At 60.9% G+C, this 18,515-nt stretch carries 15 protein-coding genes; 12 read left to right on the top strand and 3 right to left on the bottom strand.

The window, feature by feature from the left end; translation table 11 throughout:
- The first annotated feature begins 41 nt into the window (after positions 1 to 41).
- The 7 genes from BUC24_RS18850 to BUC24_RS18820 all read left to right on the top strand — a co-directional run bounded on the left by BUC24_RS18850 (position 42) and on the right by BUC24_RS18820 (position 6,673).
- On the top strand, positions 42 to 605 hold the full coding sequence (locus BUC24_RS18850; RefSeq protein ID WP_073219729.1) for a DUF4390 domain-containing protein: 564 nt from the start codon (positions 42 to 44) through the stop codon (positions 603 to 605).
- Between the two features lie 4 nt (positions 606 to 609).
- On the top strand, positions 610 to 2,892 hold the full coding sequence (locus BUC24_RS18845) for a sensor histidine kinase (RefSeq protein WP_073219726.1): 2,283 nt from the start codon (positions 610 to 612) through the stop codon (positions 2,890 to 2,892).
- Positions 2,893 to 2,968: 76 nt separating this feature from the next.
- Positions 2,969 to 3,685 (top strand): response regulator, encoded by a 717-nt coding sequence (locus BUC24_RS18840; RefSeq protein WP_073219723.1) that lies wholly within the window; start codon positions 2,969 to 2,971, stop codon positions 3,683 to 3,685.
- Between the two features lie 41 nt (positions 3,686 to 3,726).
- Positions 3,727 to 4,074 (top strand): P-loop NTPase family protein, encoded by a 348-nt coding sequence (locus tag BUC24_RS18835; RefSeq protein ID WP_229448289.1) that lies wholly within the window; start codon positions 3,727 to 3,729, stop codon positions 4,072 to 4,074.
- Between the two features lie 67 nt (positions 4,075 to 4,141).
- Complete coding sequence (locus BUC24_RS18830; protein ID WP_073219718.1) at positions 4,142 to 4,399, top strand: BTH_I0359 family protein; 258 nt, start codon at positions 4,142 to 4,144, stop codon at positions 4,397 to 4,399.
- Positions 4,400 to 4,552: 153 nt separating this feature from the next.
- Positions 4,553 to 5,317 carry a class II glutamine amidotransferase gene (locus BUC24_RS18825; RefSeq protein ID WP_073219715.1) on the top strand — a complete coding sequence of 255 codons (765 nt, stop codon included), beginning with the start codon at positions 4,553 to 4,555 and terminating at the stop codon, positions 5,315 to 5,317.
- Positions 5,318 to 5,404: 87 nt separating this feature from the next.
- Positions 5,405 to 6,673 (top strand): EAL and HDOD domain-containing protein, encoded by a 1,269-nt coding sequence (locus BUC24_RS18820; protein ID WP_073219712.1) that lies wholly within the window; start codon positions 5,405 to 5,407, stop codon positions 6,671 to 6,673.
- A gap of 121 nt (positions 6,674 to 6,794) precedes the next feature.
- On the opposite strand, the gene metH is transcribed toward BUC24_RS18820, so the two are convergent.
- Complete coding sequence (metH, locus tag BUC24_RS18815; protein WP_073219708.1) at positions 6,795 to 10,571, bottom strand: methionine synthase; 3,777 nt, start codon at positions 10,569 to 10,571, stop codon at positions 6,795 to 6,797.
- Positions 10,572 to 10,792: 221 nt separating this feature from the next.
- Between metH and BUC24_RS18810 the strand changes: the two genes are divergently transcribed.
- Positions 10,793 to 11,032, top strand: coding sequence for a BrnA antitoxin family protein (locus BUC24_RS18810; protein ID WP_083598991.1), 240 nt, complete (start codon positions 10,793 to 10,795; stop codon positions 11,030 to 11,032).
- A gap of 19 nt (positions 11,033 to 11,051) precedes the next feature.
- On the opposite strand, the gene fmt is transcribed toward BUC24_RS18810, so the two are convergent.
- Both fmt and def read right to left on the bottom strand, forming a co-directional pair.
- Complete coding sequence (gene fmt / locus BUC24_RS18805; RefSeq protein WP_073219705.1) at positions 11,052 to 12,008, bottom strand: methionyl-tRNA formyltransferase; 957 nt, start codon at positions 12,006 to 12,008, stop codon at positions 11,052 to 11,054.
- Between the two features lie 3 nt (positions 12,009 to 12,011).
- Positions 12,012 to 12,554, bottom strand: coding sequence for a peptide deformylase (gene def / locus BUC24_RS18800; RefSeq protein WP_073219702.1), 543 nt, complete (start codon positions 12,552 to 12,554; stop codon positions 12,012 to 12,014).
- Positions 12,555 to 12,838: 284 nt separating this feature from the next.
- Here def and BUC24_RS18795 point away from each other — a divergent pair, with 284 nt between their 5' ends.
- From BUC24_RS18795 to BUC24_RS18780, 4 genes are all read left to right on the top strand, one after another.
- Complete coding sequence (locus BUC24_RS18795; RefSeq protein WP_073220365.1) at positions 12,839 to 13,918, top strand: LysM peptidoglycan-binding domain-containing protein; 1,080 nt, start codon at positions 12,839 to 12,841, stop codon at positions 13,916 to 13,918.
- A gap of 7 nt (positions 13,919 to 13,925) precedes the next feature.
- Positions 13,926 to 15,059 carry a DNA-processing protein DprA gene (gene dprA / locus BUC24_RS18790; protein WP_073219699.1) on the top strand — a complete coding sequence of 378 codons (1,134 nt, stop codon included), beginning with the start codon at positions 13,926 to 13,928 and terminating at the stop codon, positions 15,057 to 15,059.
- A gap of 53 nt (positions 15,060 to 15,112) precedes the next feature.
- Complete coding sequence (locus tag BUC24_RS18785) at positions 15,113 to 15,577, top strand: Smg family protein (RefSeq protein ID WP_073219696.1); 465 nt, start codon at positions 15,113 to 15,115, stop codon at positions 15,575 to 15,577.
- Positions 15,578 to 15,799: 222 nt separating this feature from the next.
- On the top strand, positions 15,800 to 18,466 hold the full coding sequence (locus tag BUC24_RS18780; protein WP_073219693.1) for a DNA topoisomerase III: 2,667 nt from the start codon (positions 15,800 to 15,802) through the stop codon (positions 18,464 to 18,466).
- Positions 18,467 to 18,515 lie beyond the last annotated feature (49 nt).

The raw sequence follows: 18,515 nt of genomic DNA, 5'->3' as shown, positions 1-18,515 counted from the left end.
TCCCCCATAATGCGATCGACTTTAAAGGTTCAGGCCCCCCTGTGACGCTACGATTTTTCCGACTCCTCGCCGGCCAGCTGCTGCTGTTGTTCGCGTGCGCACAGGCGCAGGCGGCGGACGGCATCGAGATCACGCGCGCCACGATCGAAGCGTCGGACGAAGGCTACCGGCTGGCGTCGGCCTATTCCTTTGAACTCAATCATGGTCTGGAAGACGCCATTCAGCACGGCGTGCAGCTGTACTTCACCACCCAGATCGAACTGACCCGCCCGCGCTGGTACTGGTACGACGACAAGGCCGTCTCGGAAAGCCAGACCATCCGCATCTCGTACAATGTATTGACGCGCCAGTACCAGGTGGCGCTGCTGGGCAGCATGCTGCAAAGCTTCGCCACGCTGGAAGACGCGATGGTGCTGATCCGCCGGCCAGGGCGCTGGCTGTTTGCCCAGCGCGGCGCGCTCAAGCCAGGCGAAACCTACAACGTCACGCTGCGCATGTTCATGGACCGCGAGCGTTTGCCCAAGCCGATTCAGGTCAATGCCTTCAGCAGTTCGCAGTGGCGCCTCGAATCGAAGGACAAGAAATTCCAGTACCGCGCGGAGTAAAGCCGTGAACCAGGCCTTGCGCTATTCCCTGATCGTCGGCGGCGCCGTGGTCAGCATTCTGCTGTTCCTGCTGGCCACCGCCTCGTCCAATTCGGGTTTCTTCGACCGTTACTATTCCTGGCTGCTGGGGCTCAACGCCGCCGTCGCCTTTTCGCTGCTGGTGTTCGTGGTGGTGGCGCTAGCGCGTCTTTACTCGCGCTACAAGGCCGGCAAGTTCGGCTCGCGCCTGATGGCGCGCCTGGTGCTGCTGTTTGCCGGCATTGGCATCCTGCCTGGCCTGGTGATCTTTCTGGTGTCGGTGCAGTTCGTGTCGCACTCCATCGACTCCTGGTTCAACGTCAAGATTGAAGCGGCGCTGGAGTCGGGCGTCAATCTGGGCCTGGCCGCGCTGGACCAGTCGCTCAGCGACCTGGGTGCCTCGGCGGAAATCACCGCCACCACACTGGCCGGGCAAGACCGCATGTCGACCCAGGCGATCCTTACGCGCCTGGTCGATGAGCGCGACGGCATGATCAGTGCGATGCTGATCGGGGTCGATGGCAAGATCATTTTGTCGGCCGCACGCAACCGGCGCCAGAACCTGGTGCCCGACATGCCGACCGCGCCCATGCTGCTGCAGGCGGTGATGCCGGGCGGGTACGCCCGCACCGAAGGCGCCGAGCGCGATTTCAAGGAAGGCGCGGCGGCGCCGCCAGTGCAGGGCGCCGATGCGTCGGCCGGGCTGCGGCAGCGCGTGGTGCTGGCCATTCCCGAGCCGCCGGGCGCGCAGCCGCGCTTCTTGCAGGTGATTCAGGCGGTGCCGGTCAACCTGGCCTCGAACGCGCAAGTGCTTAGCACCGCCTACACCGAATACCAGGAACGCTTCGTGGCGCGCGTGGGCTTGCGCCGCATGTATATCGAGACCCTGACGCTAACGCTGCTGCTGGCCATTTTTGGCGCGGTTGCCAGCGCGTTTCTGATCGCCAGCAATCTGGCGCAGCCGCTGCTGGTGCTGGCCGAAGGCACGCGCGCGGTGGCCGAAGGCGACTTGTCGCCGCGGCCGATCGTGGCGACCTCGGATGAACTGGGCACACTGACGCAATCGTTCAACACCATGACGGGCCAGCTGTTCGAGGCGCGCAGTTCCGTCGAGCGCAACCGCGCCGCGCTGCAAAGCGCCAAGGCCCACCTGGAATCGGTGCTGGAAAATATGTCGGCCGGCGTGATCGTGCTGGATGCCGACTTCAAGGTCGTCACGGCCAATGAAGCAGTCGAGCGCATTTTGCAGCACAACCTGGCGTCCGACATCGGCCGTCCGCTGGCCGAGGTGACAGGCCTCGATGCCTTTGCCGCAGCCGTCACGCGCGCGTTCCTGGCTCAGAGCGCGCAATCAGCCGCCAGCAGCGCCCGCCAGGTGCGCCACTGGCAGCAGCAGATTGAAATTCCCCGCCCGCAGGGCGCCACCGAAGACCACGACATTGTGCTGCTGGCGCGCGGCTCGCGCCTGCCGGTGCGCGCCGGCAGTGGCTTCATTGTGGTGTTCGACGATATCTCGGACGTGATTTCGGCCCAGCGCTCGGTGGCCTGGGGCGAGGTGGCGCGGCGCCTGGCGCACGAAATCAAGAATCCGCTCACGCCGATCCAGCTGTCGGCCGAGCGCATGCAGATGAAACTGGAATCGCGCCTGTCGGGTGCGGACGTGGAACTGCTCAACAAGGGCACGGCCACCATCGTCAACCAGGTCGACGCCATGAAGCGCATGGTCGACGACTTCCGCGACTACGCCAAGGCGCCGCCGGCGGTGCTGCAGGAGCTCGATCTGAATGGCTTGATCGACGAGATCCTGCATCTGTACCTGGCTGGCGACGGCAGCGATATCATTCACGCCCATCTGGCGCCAGGACTGCCGCACGTGATGGGCGACCCGACCCAGCTGCGCCAGGTGATCCACAACCTGCTGGCCAACGCGCAGGACGCGATGAACGACCGCGGACCGGACGCGCCGCCAGCGCGCATTGACCTGACCACCGAAGCGGTGCATTACACCAGCCCCGATGGCAGCGCCGGCACCGCAGTGCGCCTGGCCATCGTTGACAACGGTCCCGGATTTGCGCCCAAGATCATGGCGCGCGCGTTTGAACCTTACGTCACATCGAAGGCGCGCGGGACCGGCCTGGGGCTGCCGATGGTCAAAAAAATCGTTGATGAACATGGTGGCAGAATCGAGATCCAGAACCGCAGTGACGGAACTGGCGCGTCGGTCCTGATTTTGCTGTTAAAGTTATGCACGGATAGTGTATTGGCGTAAGTGCTGATCACGAATAGAATAGTGGCTAAGAGCTGCAATGCCGCAGTCGCGGGCCACATCAGGAAGGCGTACATAGATGGCAAACATACTCGTAGTTGATGATGAAATGGGCATCCGCGAGCTACTCTCGGAAATCCTGGGCGACGAAGGCCATGCGATTCAGCTGGCTGAAAACGCCCAGCAGGCGCGTGACGCACGCAATGCAGGCGCCCCCGATCTGGTGCTGCTCGATATCTGGATGCCCGATACCGATGGCGTCACCTTGCTCAAGGAATGGCAGCGCGATGGCTTGCTGACGATGCCTGTCATCATGATGTCGGGCCACGCAACGATCGACACGGCAGTGGAGGCAACCCGGATTGGCGCGCTCAACTTCCTGGAAAAACCAATTGCTCTGCAAAAACTACTGAAGGCAGTTCAACAAGGCTTGACCCGTGCCCAGGAAGCGGTGCGGGCGCCGGCCATCGCCCCGCGCCCCATGATGGCGCCGCAGGTCGAAGAGACCAGCAGCACTGCCGGCGCCCTGTTTGCGGCTCAGGCACCGGCTTCGATGCCGGTGCGCATTGGCGGCTTGCCGGCGGGTGAAGGCCATGGTTTCTCGCTGTCGTTTGACTTGCCGCTGCGGGAAGCGCGCGATGCGTTTGAGCGCATGTATTTCGAACACCATCTGGGCCGCGAAGGCGGTTCGATGACACGCGTGGCGGAAAAAACCGGCCTGGAACGCACCCACTTGTACCGCAAACTCAAGCAACTCGGCGTCGAGCCGGGCAAGCTGGCCAAAAAAGGCCAGTGATGGCGGCGCCGCCGGCGGCCGCCGGCGCAGCGTCTGCATGCTTGCTGACCATTGTCACCGGCCCCAGCGTGGCGGCGCGCGAGGCCGCCATCGGCGCGGCCCTGGTGCCGGGGCAGCGCGTGGCCCTGATCCTCGAAGGGCTGTCCGACGGCCGCTCTCCTCTTGTTTCTTCAGCAATGCTCAATGTGCACAGAGTGGCGCCCGCTTGCCTGTGCTGCACCGGTAATCTCGTTTTGCGTGTAACATTAAATCGGATCCTGCGATTGCACCCCGACCGGTTGTATATCGGCGTGGCCAATCCAGACCACCTTGATCAGTTGCGATCGTGGCTGCAGCAACCGCCATACGATCAGCTGTTGGAACTGACGCCGGACCTGCACCTGCCTTGAAATCGGTCCGGTTAGCCCCATTTCCCTATAACAGAGATTGAAAATCTGATCGAGCGAAGGAGCAAGCATGAACATGATTTATAACAGTGAGCAGTACAGCGTGGTTGAATTCGGCGCCGACCACAACCTCGAAGCCTTGCGCTTTGGCGGCTATGAAATCGTCGACAAATCCGGGCGCCGCGAAGCGTTTATCGGCGGCCGGCTGGCACAATCGTTCCGGCGCGACGTCAACAATCTCATCGCCAGCGAACCCACCATGGAAGAAATCGACGAGTTTCTCGGTTCCTATGATTCCCTCATGAGCCAGCCCGTCCTGCTCCACTAAAAAAAGCCAACATCGTCCTCGCGGAGGCGGGGACCCATTCCACGTTTCCGAAGTTGGTTCGCGTGCCATGGGTCCCCGCCTTCGCGAGGACGATGTAATGGTGCGCCGGCGTTACTCCCAGCGATATTAGTCCCATATGCTAAGCTGGCGCCCATGTGCCAACTTCTCGGAATGAATTGCAATGTCCCTACAGACATTGTTTTTAGCTTCACCGGCTTCGCCATGCGCGGCGGCCGCACCGATACCCACCACGATGGCTGGGGCATCGCTTTTTTCGAAGGCGCCGGCGTGCGCCATTTCGTCGATCACCAGGCGGCTGTCGATTCCCCAGTTGCGGAACTGATCAAGCGCTATCCGATCAAATCCAAACATGTGATCGCTCACATCCGCAAGGCCACACAAGGCCATGTGGCGCTGGAAAACTGCCATCCCTTTGTGCGCGAACTATGGGGCCGCTACTGGGTGTTTGCCCATAATGGCGACCTGAAGGAATTTGCCCCCACTCTCAACGGTCCTTACCGCCCGGTGGGCAGCACCGACAGCGAGCAGGCTTTCTGCTTCATTTTGCAGGAACTGCGCACCCGTTTTGGCGACACCGCGCCAGCGCTACCACTGCTGCGCGCAGCCCTGGCCGAGCTGGTGCGCGCCATCGCCGCTCACGGCACCTTTAATCTGATGCTATCTGACGGGTCGGCCCTGTTTGCGCACTGCTCGACGAGCTTGCATTATGTTGTGCGCCAGTATCCCTTCCTGACAGCCAAACTGTCGGATGAAGACGTCAGTGTCGATTTTTCACAAGTGACCACCCCGCAAGACCGGGTGGCCGTGATCGTCACTGCGCCCTTGACCACCAATGAAGCCTGGACCGCGTTCGAGCCAGGCGAGCTGAAGGTATTTGTCGACGGGATGCCTGTGTAACAACCTTGTTAATATCAGAACTACAACAATCTGGCGCTTTCAGGTACATTAGCGCTATTGCATAAAATCAAGACGAAATTCTCACCGATGACCGCATCAAGCGACACCCAGCACGCGCCCGTGCGCGACTTTTATCTTGGGCGGCAACCCATCCTGGATAAAAACCAGGCCCTGTTCGGCTACGAAATGCTGTTTCGTAATGCGCTCGTCGCCGCCGCGCAGATTGAAACCGACATCAAGGCCACCGCCAGCGTGATTGCCCACGCCGCCCAACTGGGGCTGGAAAAGGCCATGGGCGACGCGCTCGGCTTCATCAATGTCGATGCCGAAGTGCTCATCAGTGACATCTTTGTGTTCCTGCCGCGCGAAAAGGTGGTGCTGGAAATCGTCGACAGCATGCGCGTCAGCGCGCCGCTGCTTGAACGCATTGCCGAACTGCGCAGCCATGGCTTTCGGTTTGCCCTGTCCGACGTCGGTCACGATACCCCCGAGCTGAGCCAGTTGTTGCCGCTGATGGATTTCATCAAGCTCAACGTGCGCGACATTCCTCCGGCGGCATTGGCGCGACTGGCCGACAATTTCAAAAAGGCTGGCAAGAAAATTTTGGCTGAAAAAGTCGAGACCCGGGCCGAGTTTGAATCCTGCCTGGCGCTTGGTTTTGACTACTTCCAGGGCTTCTATTTTGCCAAGCCGTCGGTGATGATTGGCCGCAAGCTGTCACCTTCGCAGCTGGCGGTGGTGGAGCTGATGACCTTGATCACCTCCGACGCGGACAATATCGATATTGAACGTGCTGTGAAACGCGACGTGACGCTGGCCCTGAACCTGCTGCGGCTGGTGAATACCCCGGCAGTGGGCGCTCGCTACAAGATCGATTCGCTGAGCCAGGCTGTGTCGGTGCTGGGGCGGCGCCAATTGCAGCGCTGGCTGCAGATCATGCTGTACGCGGAACCGGCGCGGCGCGGCAGCAGCATGACGCCATTGTTGATGCTGGCCACCACGCGCGGGCGCATGCTGGAGCTGCTGGCGCAAAAGCTGCGGCCCAGCCAGCGCAACATTGCCGATGTCGCCTTCACGGTGGGGATCATGTCGCTGATGGATGTGCTGTTCGGCATGACAATGGACGAGATCGTGGCCCAGATTCCGGTGATCGACGAAGTGGCCGATGCCTTGCGCACGCGCAGCGGCTTTTTTGGCGAGCTGCTGCACCTGGCTGAATGCATCGAACGGATGGAAGAGATGGAAGACCAGGTCGAACCGGCCTTGCGTGGCCTGGCCTTGTCGACCGACGAATTGGTGCAGCTGGAAATGGCCGCCTTCGAGTGGAGCGACACAGTCGTTCGCTACGCGCTTTAAAATCACCCAACACATCGTCCTCGCGGAGGCGGCGGTCCGACGATTCGGGACCCATGCCACGCATGCGTGCTATGGGCCCCGAGTCGTCGGACCGCCGCCTCCGCGAGGGCGATGTGGAGGGTCAGGACAGGTTAGGGGCCAGCCAGCGCTCCAGATCATCCTTGCTGACGCCACGGCGGGCGGCCATGTCATTCACCTGGTCGTCACCGATTTTCCCCACCACGAAGTACTTCGCTTCCGGATGCGCAAAATAGAAGCCTGACACGGCCGCACCGGGGAACATGGCGAACGACTCCGTCAATTCCATGCCGATCTCCTGCGCTTGCAGCACCTTGAACATGTCCGCCTTGACCGTGTGTTCCGGGCAGGCCGGGTAGCCTGGCGCCGGACGGATGCCTGCGTAGCGCTCGGCGATCATGTCTTCATTGCTCAGGTGCTCGTCTGGTGCATAGCCCCACAAATCCGTGCGCACGCGCTCGTGCATGTATTCGGCAAACGCTTCGGCCAGACGGTCGGCCAGCGACTTGAGCATGATGGACGAGTAGTCGTCATGCGCGTCTTCAAAGCGCTTTTCGTATTTTTCGATGCCCAGACCTGCCGTTACGGCAAACATCCCGATGTAATCCTTGATGCCCGAGGCCTTGGGTGCGATGAAATCAGCCAGGCACTGGTTGGGCCGCTGCACACCATCGACCAGCGGCTTGACGCCTTGCTGGCGCAGGCCGTAATAGGTAAAGGCAACCGTGCCGCGCGTGTCGTCGGTGTAGATCTCGATGTCGTCATCGTTGACCGTGTTGGCCGGCAGCAGCGAGACCACGCCATTGGCCGTGAGCCAGCGGCCTTCGATGACTTTTTTCAGCAGCGCCTGGCCTTCGGCAAACACCTTGGTGGCGGCGTCGCCGACCACCGCATCCGTCAAAATGGCAGGGAAGGGACCAGCCAGATCCCAGGTCTGGAAGAATGGACCCCAGTCGATGTACTTGGCGATCAGCGCCAGGTCGACATTCTTGAACTCGCGCCGGCCAATGAACTTCGGCCTGGCCGGTGCAAAGTCGAGCTGCATCTTGTTGGCACGTGCGGCCGCCAGCGGCAGAATCGGCAAGGCCTTCTTGTTGGCGTGCTGCTCGCGGATGCGTACGTAATCCTGTTCGATGTCTTCGATGTATTTGTCGCGGCTTTCAGGCGTGAGCAGCGACTGCGCCACCGACACCGAGCGCGAGGCGTCCGGCACATACACCACCGGGCCTTCGTAGTTGTGCGCGATCTTGACGGCTGTGTGGGCGCGGCTGGTGGTGGCGCCGCCAATCAGCAGGGGAATCTTCAGCATGCGGAAGTGCGGATCGCGCTGCATTTCCTTGGCCACGTGCGCCATCTCTTCCAGCGAAGGCGTGATCAGGCCGGACAGGCCGATCATGTCGGCATTCTCCACCTTGGCGCGCGCCAGAATTTCGGAGCAGGGCACCATCACGCCCATGTTCACGACTTCGAAGTTATTACATTGCAGGACCACCGAAACGATGTTCTTGCCGATGTCGTGCACGTCGCCCTTGACGGTGGCAATGACGATCTTGCCCTTCGGTTTGGCGACAATGCCGGTGCGTTTTTCTTCGGCCAGCTTTTCTTCTTCGATGTACGGGATCAGGTGGGCCACGGCCTGCTTCATCACGCGCGCCGACTTGACCACCTGCGGCAGGAACATTTTGCCCTGGCCGAACAGGTCACCGACCACGTTCATGCCATCCATCAGGGGGCCTTCAATCACGTGAATCGGCCGCCCGCCATTGCCCAGCAACTGCTGGCGCGCTTCTTCGGTGTCGTCCACGATCCACTGGGTGATGCCATGTACCAGCGCGTGCGACAGGCGCTGCTGCACAGTGCCTTCGCGCCATTCCAGATTTTGCACATCCTGCTTGCCGCCTGCCTTTAGGGTGCCGGCGATTTCAATCATGCGTTCGGTGGCGTCGTCGCGGCGGTTGAGCACCACGTCTTCGACCCGTTCGCGCAGCTCGGGCGCAATGTCGTCGTACACACCCATCATGCCGGCATTGACGATCCCCATGGTCATGCCGGCTTTGATGGCGTGGTACAGGAACACGGTGTGGATCGCTTCGCGCGCCGGGTCGTTGCCGCGGAAGCTGAACGATACGTTCGAGACGCCACCCGAGATTTTTGCGTGCGGCAGGTTGGCGCGAATCCAGCGCGTGGCGTCGATAAAATCGACCGCGTAGTTATTGTGTTCTTCGATGCCGGTGGCAATGGCGAAGATGTTCGGGTCGAAGATGATGTCTTCCGGCGGGAAGCCAACCTGCTCGGTCAGCACCTTGTAGGCGCGTGCGCAAATTTCGGTCTTGCGCGCAAAGGTGTCGGCCTGGCCCTGCTCGTCGAAGGCCATCACGATGACCGCAGCGCCATAGCGGCGGCACAATCTGGCCTGGCGAATGAATTCTTCTTCGCCTTCCTTCATCGAGATGGAATTGACGATGGCCTTGCCCTGCACGCATTTCAGGCCCGCTTCGATCACCGACCATTTGGACGAGTCGATCATGATGGGCACGCGCGAAATGTCCGGCTCCGATGCGATCAGATTCAGAAAGCGTTCCATCGCCGCCTTCGAGTCGAGCATGGCCTCGTCCATGTTGATGTCGATGACCTGGGCGCCGTTTTCCACCTGCTGGCGCGCCACTGACAGCGCTTCGTCGTACTGCTCGTTGAGAATCATGCGCGCAAATGCCTTGGAACCGGTGACGTTGGTGCGCTCGCCCACGTTGACGAACAGCGAACTGTCGTCAATCGTGAACGGTTCCAGGCCGGACAGGCGCTGCGCGACCGGAATCTCGGGCACAGCGCGCGGCGCGGTGTCGGCCAGCATGTCGGCAATGGCCTTGATGTGCTCGGGCGTGGTGCCACAGCAGCCGCCGGCGATATTCACGAAGCCGCTGTCGGCAAATTCACGCAGCAGGGATGAGGTATCGGCCGGCAATTCATCGAAACCGGTGTCGCTCATCGGGTTGGGCAAGCCCGCATTTGGGTAGATGCAGACAAAAGTGTCGGCAATTTGCGACAGTTCTTCTGCATATGGACGCATCAGTGCGGCGCCCAGCGCGCAGTTCAGGCCAATCGTCAGCGGCTTGGCGTGGCGCACCGAATTCCAGAAGGCAGGCACGGTCTGGCCCGACAAAATACGGCCCGAGGCGTCGGTGACGGTGCCCGAGATCATGATGGGCAGGCGCTGGCCGGGATGTTCTTCAAAATACTGGTCAATGGCGAACAGGGCCGCCTTGCAGTTGAGTGTATCGAAGATGGTTTCCACCAGCAGCACGTCGGCACCGCCGGCAATCAGGCCGCGCGTCTGCTCATAATAGGCAGCGACCAGCTGGTCGAAGGTGACGTTACGCGCGGCCGGATCGTTCACGTCGGGTGAAATCGAGGCGGTCTTCGGGGTCGGGCCCAGGGCGCCGCACACGAAGCGCGGCTTGTCCGGGGTGGAATACTTCTGGCAGGCCGCGCGCGCCAGTTTGGCGGCCTCAACGTTCATCTCGTAGGCCAGGTGGGCCATGTGATAGTCGTCCTGGGCAATGCTGGTGGCACCGAAGGTATTGGTTTCGATCAGGTCGGCACCGGCAGCCAGATAGCGCTCGTGGATTTCCTGAATAATATGGGGCTGGGTCAGGGTCAGGAGTTCGTTGTTGCCTTTTACGAACAACTCTCGCGCGCCGCTGGCAGCGGGCGCGGCAAAGCTGGCAAAGCGCCCGTCCGGACCGCCGCGATAGGCCATCTCGTCCAGTTTGTACTGCTGGATGATGGTGCCCATGGCGCCATCGAGGATCATGATGCGGCGCGACAAGATGGCGCGCAGCTGGGTTTCGATGGCGGAGATGGCAGGGGCAGCGGTGGTCATGGGGATGCTTTCAGTGGACGTCGAGGCCGGCTTGGGGCGGCCTAAAATTATACGTCATCAGGCAACTTTGGTTTTTCCGGGGGCTTCTTTGTATCTTTGTGTAAGTTTTAACCGGTTTGATACACGCCGATACAAAACGGGCCGTGCCAGCAATCTTGTCGTTACATGGTCCCAGCACAATCCTATACACGCGGCAATAAATGATGATATAGGAGCAACACATGAACGAAGATTTCCAAGCGACCTGGCCAGAACAGGCTTCCCTGAGCAGCAACAATGGTGGCGAGAATGCCGCACGCCCCGTGGGCAACCCGGCGCTGAAACAGATCGTGACGATCCGCCTGGATGTGGACATGCTGAACTGGTTCAAGTCGGCTGGCCCAGGCTACCAGACGCGCATCAACCAGATCCTGCGTGAACACATGGATGCCCAGCGCGCCAACGGCGGCAAGGCAGACTGAAGTAAGGAGAACGGCCGGCTCAGTCGAAACTGAGTTCGGCCAGAGGGAAACCTTTGAGGAATTCGGCAGCCGGCAAACGCTTGCCGCCGGGTTTCTGCAGTTCCGTCAGGCGCAGGGTACCGCGCTTGCACGCCACCACGATGCCATGTTGCGCATCGGCTGCCAAGACCTGCCCCGGCAGGGCGTCGCTGGATGCTTCCAGTGGCTGGGCACCCCAAATCTTGATGGTTACACCGTTCACCTCGGCATGCGCGCCGGGGAAGGGATTGAACGCGCGAATTTTACGGTCCAGCTCGGACGATGACAGATTGAAGTCGAGGCGCGCTTCTTCCTTGCTGATCTTGGCGGCGTAATTCACGCCCTGTTCCGGTTGCGGGACGGCAAGCAGCTTGCCTTCAGCGCGCAGGCGCAGTGCGCTGACGATCATGCTGGCGCCCAGGCTGGCCAGGCGGTCGTGCAGGGCGCCCGTGGTTTCGTGCGCGCCGATGTCCACCGTTTCAATGAGCAACATGGGGCCGGTATCGAGGCCTTCTTCCATTTCCATGATGGTCACGCCGGTCTGCGTGTCACCGGCTTCGATGGCGCGGTGAATCGGCGCTGCGCCACGCCAGCGCGGCAGCAAGGAACCATGGATGTTGATGCAGGGTTTGATGTCGAGCGTGCTGCGCGGCAGGATCAAGCCATAGGCGGCCACCACCATGACGTCGTAGTCGGTGGCCAGCAGACGCGCGTGCGCCGCAGCGGCCTGGGCCGCACGTTCGGGATCCTTGCTGTCCATGCGCAGCGACAAGGGCTGCAACACGTCCATGCCATGGGCCAATGCGTACTGCTTGACGGCCGAGGCGTGCATTTGCATGCCGCGCCCGGCCGGGCGGTCGGGCTGGGTCAGGACCAGCGGGATCTGGAAGCCGGCCTGGTGCAGTGACTGCAGGGCGCTTGCTGCGAACTCGGGCGTGCCGGCGAAGACGACTTTCATCGATCAGTAACGGCGGCCGGCCGCTTTGAGGGCAGCTTCGCGTTCGATACCGCGATTTTCCTTGAGCATTTTGGCCTTGATGCGGTTGCGCTTGAGCGGCGACAGGTATTCCACAAAGACCTTGCCTTGCAGGTGATCCATTTCGTGCTGGATACATACAGCCAGCAAGCCGTCGGCCGTCAGTTCAAACGGTTTGCCGTTCACGTCCAGGGCGCTGACCTTGACCTGGGCCGGGCGCTCGACGCCATCGTAGATGCCAGGCACCGACAGGCAGCCTTCGTCGTAGACTTGTTTTTCGGGGCTGGACCAGACGATCTGCGGGTTGATGAACACGCGCAATTCGTCCTTGGTCTCGGAGGTATCGATCACGATCAGTTGCTCGTGTACGTCAACCTGGCTGGCAGCCAGGCCGACGCCAGGCGCGTCGTACATGGTTTCGGCCATGTCGGCGGCCAGTTTGGTGATCCGTTCGCCGAATTCGGTGACGGGTTTGGCAACCTTGTGCAAGCGCGCATCCGGGTAGCGGAGAATATTCAGTATTGCCATATGTGTTATTAACTCGGTAACAATTCGTTCAATTTTTGATACGGAAAACTGCGGAAAATGCTTCCGCACAACAAAAACGCAACACGTCGATCAGGGGCAAAATCGCGGTTTGTCTTGCTAGTTCAAGGATTTATGTGCAGAATTTGATCCAGTTCGGCAAGCTTTGCCCCCAGAATCGTCGATAGGGTCGCGTTTCAACGTGCTGTCTGTGGCGCCTCTGGCTGGTAAAGGTAATGAGTCCAGCTAGCAATTCCGTGTTAATGCCGCACTTTACGGACATCTCAATGAAAAATTTTAGCACAGTAAGCGCCCGCATTGCAGTCGCAGCGCTCTTTACCGGCCTTCTGGCCATCCCGGCCCAGGCCGCCAAAAAATGCGAATTCCGTGCCAATGCACCGGATCAGCATACCGTGGTCAAAGGAGATACCCTGTGGGATATTTCCGGCGCCTTCCTCGACCACCCTTGGTGCTGGCCGCAGGTATGGGGCATGAACAAAGATGAAATCAAGAATCCGCACTGGATCTATCCAGGGCAGATCGTGTATTTTGACCGCGTCAATGGCCGCCTGTCCCTGAACAAGCCTGGTTCCGACGGCGGCGCCAACGGCAACAACCGTCTGCAGCCGCAACTGCGTACCGAAGGCCTGGGCAAGGATGCGATTGCATCGATCCCGTCCAGCGTGATCGATCCATTCCTGACCCAGCCTCTGATCATCGAAGGCGACGAACTCAAGACTGCGCCGCGCATCGTTGCTGCCCAGGAAGGGCACGTCAACCTCGGCAAGGACGACAAGATCTATGTCCGCGGCGAACTGAACGGCGTGAGCTCGTTCCAGGTGTTCCGCCCAGGTGCCCCGTTGCGTGACCCGGTGACCAACAAGATCATCGCGTACGAAGCGCAGTATCTGGGTTCGGCCAAGGTGCATGCTGAAGCCAAGCCAGGTTCCGAAGTGCACACCATGATCGTCTCCTCGTCCAAGCAGGAAATGTCCGTGGGCGACCGCATGTTGCCAGCGCCGCCAACGGCAATCCGCAACTATGTGCCACATGCACCGGACCAGATGGTCGACGCGCGCGTGCTGGGTGTGTACTCGGGCGTGAACTTTGCCGGACAAAACGAAGTTATCAGCATCAATCGCGGTTCGCTTGACGGAATCGATGTTGGTACCACCTTGCAGCTGCATACTCTGGGTAAAACGATCAGGGATACCACGGCCAAGAGTGGCCCCAAGAATATCAAGTTGCCGGACGAGCAAAACGGCACCCTGTTTATTTTCCGGGTGTTCAACAAAATCTCGTACGGTCTGATTATGCAAGTTACCGAGCCCGTACAAGTCGGCGATCTGGCTCGCTCACCGGAGTAACATCGCCGTGCAAGACACGGACCCCACACCCGCAGTCAGCCAGGATCCATCCCTGGTTGCCTGGCTCCGTCTGGAGCAGACCCCGGGTGTGGGGTGCCTCACCGCCAACAGGTTGTTGGAACATTTCACTTCCCCCCAAGCCATCTTTTCCGCCAGCCATGCAGCCTTGCGCGAGCATATTGCTGATGCGCCAGCGCGCGCCCTGTTAACCCCGCCTGACGCGGCCCAGGCCCGCAGCCTCGATGCCATCCTGGCCTGGCGCAGCATGGCCGGCAACCATGTGCTTACCCCGGATCACCCTGCCTACCCGTCTTTGCTGCGCAAAATTGACGACCCGCCCTTGCTTCTGTACGCCAAGGGCGACCTTGCCCTGCTGGCCGGGCCGGCGCTGGCCATTGTGGGCAGCCGCAATGCTACTGTGCAAGGCCGGGCCACCGCCACGGCCTTCGCCCAGGCATTGAGCCAGGCAGGCTTGACGATTGTCTCCGGCATGGCCCTGGGCATCGATAGTGCCGCCCACGAAGGTGCCTTGCGCGGACCTGGGTCGACTGTTGCCGTGGTGGGCACGGGTGTGGACCGCATTTATCCGCGGCGCAACCGCGAGCTGGCGCACCGCATTGCCGAGGCTGGCTGCATTCTCAGTGAATATGCCCTGGGTACAGCGGCGCTGCCGGCCAATTTCCCCCGCCGCAATCGTCTTATCAGCGGGCTGTCGTGCGGCGTGCTGGTGGTTGAAGCCGCTGCCGAGTCCGGCTCCCTGATCACGGCGCACGTTGCCGTCGAGCAGGGCAGGGATGTGTTCGCCATTCCCGGATCCATCCATGCGCCGCTGGCAAAGGGGTGCCACAAGCTGATCCGCTCAGGCGCGCGCCTGATTGAAACCGTGCCCGAGTTGATGCAAGCATTGGCCCTGTTGCCGCTGGTGACGGCGAATGTCCCCGCGCCCTTGCCAGGGCCCGTACTGGAATCGCCCCACGCAGCCCTGCTGGAGAACATGGGACACGGTCCGCTGCATGGCGATATGCTGGCCGAAGTCGTGGACATGCCGCCTGGCGAGCTGCTGGCCGCCTTGATGGCCCTGGAACTGGCCGGAAAGGTCGAACGATTGCCTGGCGGATTGTTCCAGAGAGTCAATCGTTGAGGCAGGACGTGCGGCCCTTGTGCGCGGATGAGCTTAGCTGATAAAGTAGCACCATGTTCGATATCCTTGTCTACCTCTACGAAACTTATTACCGCCCGGATGCCTGCCCTGAGCCGGCCGCGCTGGCGCGCAAGTTGTCGGCAGTCGGTTTCGACGATGTCGAAATTTCGGAAGCCATTGTCTGGCTGACCGACCTGACCGAAATGGCCGGGGCCGAGCCCAGCGCGGCGTTTTCTTCCTCCGGCACCCGCTTCTACGTGGAGCAGGAAGTCGACGCCCTCGGTACGGCAGCCATTGGTTTCATCCAGTTCCTCGAAAGCGCCAAGGTGCTTTCGCCCGTGCAGCGCGAAATCGTGGTGGAACGGGCGCTGGCGCTGGAAGAATCGCCCGTCGGACTGGGCCGCCTGAAGATCATCGTGCTCATGCTGCTCTGGAGCCAGGGCAAGGAGCCCGACGCGTTGATGTTTGATGACCTGTTTGGTTCCGACGACGAACAGGCCCCCCGCTTGCTGCATTGATTCCCCAGTAATAGATTCCAAAATGCAATAACTGCGCCTGATCAGGCGCTTTTGTGCTTTCACATGCAGCGTCCCCTTGCAGATTGGCTGGCAACGCGCTTATCATTGGCCGCGAGTTGGATTGTTACAATTCGTGTATCAGGACGACAAAAGATCGGTGCCTGCGGCCGAGCATGTATGATGCGCCTGCCGAACCCCATATAAAGTACGACGAGAAACCATATGACAAAAACCCTCATCATCGCCGAGAAGCCCTCCGTCGCGAACGATATCGCCAAGACGCTGGGCGGCTTCACCAAGCACGATGAGTACTTCGAATCCGACGAGTATGTCCTGTCCTCGGCGGTCGGCCACCTGCTGGAAATCGCGGTGCCCGAAGAACACGACGTCAAGCGCGGCAAATGGAGCTTTGCGCACCTGCCGATGATTCCGCCATACTTTGCGCTGAACCCGATCGCCAAGACCGAGGCGCGCCTGAAGGTGCTCAACAAGCTGATCAAGCGTAAAGACGTCAGCCAGCTGATCAACGCATGCGATGCGGGGCGCGAAGGGGAATTGATCTTCCGCCTGATCGCGCAAAACGCCAAGGCCAAACAGCCCGTCAAACGCCTGTGGCTGCAATCGATGACGCCGGGCGCGATTCGCGAAGGCTTCAACCAGTTGCGCAGCGACGAAGAGATGCTGCCGCTGGCTGACGCCGCGCGCTGCCGTTCCGAAGCGGACTGGCTGATCGGCATCAACGGCACCCGCGCCATGACCGCGTTCAACTCGAAAGAAGGCGGCTTCTATCTGACCACCGTGGGCCGGGTGCAGACCCCGACCCTGTCGATCGTGGTGGAACGCGAAGACAAGATCAAACGCTTCATCCCGCGCGACTACTGGGAAGTGCGCGCCGAATTCGTGTGCGCCGCCGGCGTGTACGAAGGGCGCTGGCTCGACCAGTCGTTCAAGAAGGACGAAACCGATCCCGAAAAGCGCGCCGAGCGCCTGTGGAGCAAGGCCGCCGCCGATTCGATCGCGCTGGCCTGCAAGGGCCGTCCCGGCATTGTGACCGAAGAATCGAAGCCGACCACCTCGATGGCGCCGGCCCTGTTCGACCTGACCAGTTTGCAGCGTGAAGCCAACGGCCGCTTCGGCTTCTCGGCCAAGAACACGCTGGGCCTGGCGCAAGCGCTGTACGAAAAGCACAAGGTGCTGACCTACCCGCGTACCGATTCGCGCCATCTGCCGGAAGACTACATCAACACCGTCAAAGAGACGATGGTGAGCCTGGCCGAGAACAATAACTACCACCAGTTCGCCAAGCAGATCACTGACAAGGGCTGGGTCAAGCCGAACAAACGCATCTTCGACAATACCAAGATCTCGGACCACTTCGCGATCATCCCGACCACGCTGGCGCCGAAGAATTTGTCGGAGCCGGAACAAAAGCTGTACGACCTGGTGACGCGCCGCTTCATGGCGGTGTTCTTCCCGCCTGCGGAATTCCAGGTCACCACCCGTTACACCGAAGTGTCGGGTCACCAGTTCAAGACCGAAGGCAAGGTCATGACCAATCCGGGCTGGCTGGCGATCTACGGCAAGGAAGCGTCAACCGACGCCGACAAGGACGACAACACCGGCGGCAATCTGGTCCCGGTGGCCAAGGGCGAGAAGGTCCACACCGACAAGGTCACGGCCAATGGCCTGGTCACCAAGCCGCCTGCGCGCTATACCGAAGCAACGCTGCTGTCGGCCATGGAAGGCGCCGGCAAACTGATTGACGACGACGAACTGCGCGACGCCATGGCCGGCAAAGGCCTGGGCACGCCAGCCACGCGCGCTGCCATCATTGAAGGCTTGCTGGGCGAGCGTTACCTGCTGCGCGAAGGGCGTGAGTTGATGCCGACTGCCAAAGCATCGCAACTGATGACGCTCTTGCGTGGCCTGGGCGTGAACGAGCTGACCGCGCCGGAACTGACGGGCGAGTGGGAATACAAGCTGTCGCAGATGGAGAAGGGCAAAATCTCGCGTGAAGAATTCATGCGCGAGATCGAGAAGATGACCCAGATCATCGTCAAGCGCGCCAAGGAATACAACAACGACACGATCCCCGGCGACTATGCCACGCTCAAGACCCCATGTCCGAATTGCGGTGGCGTCGTCAAGGAAAACTACCGCCGCTTCGCTTGCACCAAGTGCGAGTTCAACATGAGCAAAACGCCGGGTAGCCGCCAGTTCGAGATCGCGGAAGTGGAAGAACTGCTGGCCAACAAGACGATCGGTCCGATGCAGGGCTTCCGTTCCAAGATGGGCCGTCCGTTTGCGGCGATTCTGCGCATCGTGCGTGATGAAGACATCAAGAACATGAAGCTGGAGTTCGACTTCGGTCAGAACGACGATGGTGGTGAAGATGGTGAAGGCGTCGACTTCACCGGCCAGACCCCGCTCGGTCCGTGCCCGAAATGCGCGGGCGGCGTGTACGAAATGGGCCTGGCTTATGTGTGCGAGCACAGTGTCGCCAAGCCCAAGACCTGCGACTTCCGCAGCGGCCGCATCATCTTGCAGCAGGAGATTTTGCCCGAGCAAATGGTCAAGCTGCTCAATGACGGCAAGACCGACTTGATGCCGGGCTTTGTGTCGCAGCGCACGCGCCGCCCGTTCAAGGCCTTCCTGGTCAAGGGCAAGGATGGCAAGATTAGCTTCGAGTTCGAAGAACGCAAGGCCAAGCCGGGTGCCAAGACCAAGGCCGCGCCGGTGAAGGACGAAGAGGGTGACGAAACCGCAGCTGCGCCGGCCAAGAAAGCGGCCGCGAAAAAGGCGCCAGCCAAGAAGGCCGCGGCCAAAAAAGCGCCGGCTAAAAAAGCGGCGGCGAAGAAGGCGCCAGCGAAAAAGGCAGCGGCAGGTTAAAGTCTGCCGCGATTAAAAAAGCCGCGCACCGCAAGGTTGCGCGGTTTTT

It is taken from the genome of Massilia sp. CF038 (genome assembly GCF_900129765.1).
In the GTDB taxonomy this organism is placed as follows: Bacteria; Pseudomonadota; Gammaproteobacteria; order Burkholderiales; family Burkholderiaceae_D; genus Telluria_A.
This window is presented reverse-complemented; position numbering and strand designations above follow the sequence as displayed.

Coding starts and splice junctions, on each gene's coding strand:
- BUC24_RS18840 (WP_073219723.1), top strand. CDS start 2,969: ATGGCAAACATACTCGTAGTTGATGATGAAATGGGCATCCGCGAGCTA.
- def (WP_073219702.1), bottom strand. CDS start 12,554: ATGGCAATACTGAATATTCTCCGCTACCCGGATGCGCGCTTGCACAAG.
- BUC24_RS18830 (WP_073219718.1), top strand. CDS start 4,142: ATGAACATGATTTATAACAGTGAGCAGTACAGCGTGGTTGAATTCGGC.
- BUC24_RS18780 (WP_073219693.1), top strand. CDS start 15,800: ATGACAAAAACCCTCATCATCGCCGAGAAGCCCTCCGTCGCGAACGAT.
- BUC24_RS18810 (WP_083598991.1), top strand. CDS start 10,793: ATGAACGAAGATTTCCAAGCGACCTGGCCAGAACAGGCTTCCCTGAGC.
- BUC24_RS18785 (WP_073219696.1), top strand. CDS start 15,113: ATGTTCGATATCCTTGTCTACCTCTACGAAACTTATTACCGCCCGGAT.
- BUC24_RS18795 (WP_073220365.1), top strand. CDS start 12,839: ATGAAAAATTTTAGCACAGTAAGCGCCCGCATTGCAGTCGCAGCGCTC.
- fmt (WP_073219705.1), bottom strand. CDS start 12,008: ATGAAAGTCGTCTTCGCCGGCACGCCCGAGTTCGCAGCAAGCGCCCTG.
- BUC24_RS18825 (WP_073219715.1), top strand. CDS start 4,553: ATGTGCCAACTTCTCGGAATGAATTGCAATGTCCCTACAGACATTGTT.
- BUC24_RS18820 (WP_073219712.1), top strand. CDS start 5,405: ATGACCGCATCAAGCGACACCCAGCACGCGCCCGTGCGCGACTTTTAT.
- metH (WP_073219708.1), bottom strand. CDS start 10,571: ATGACCACCGCTGCCCCTGCCATCTCCGCCATCGAAACCCAGCTGCGC.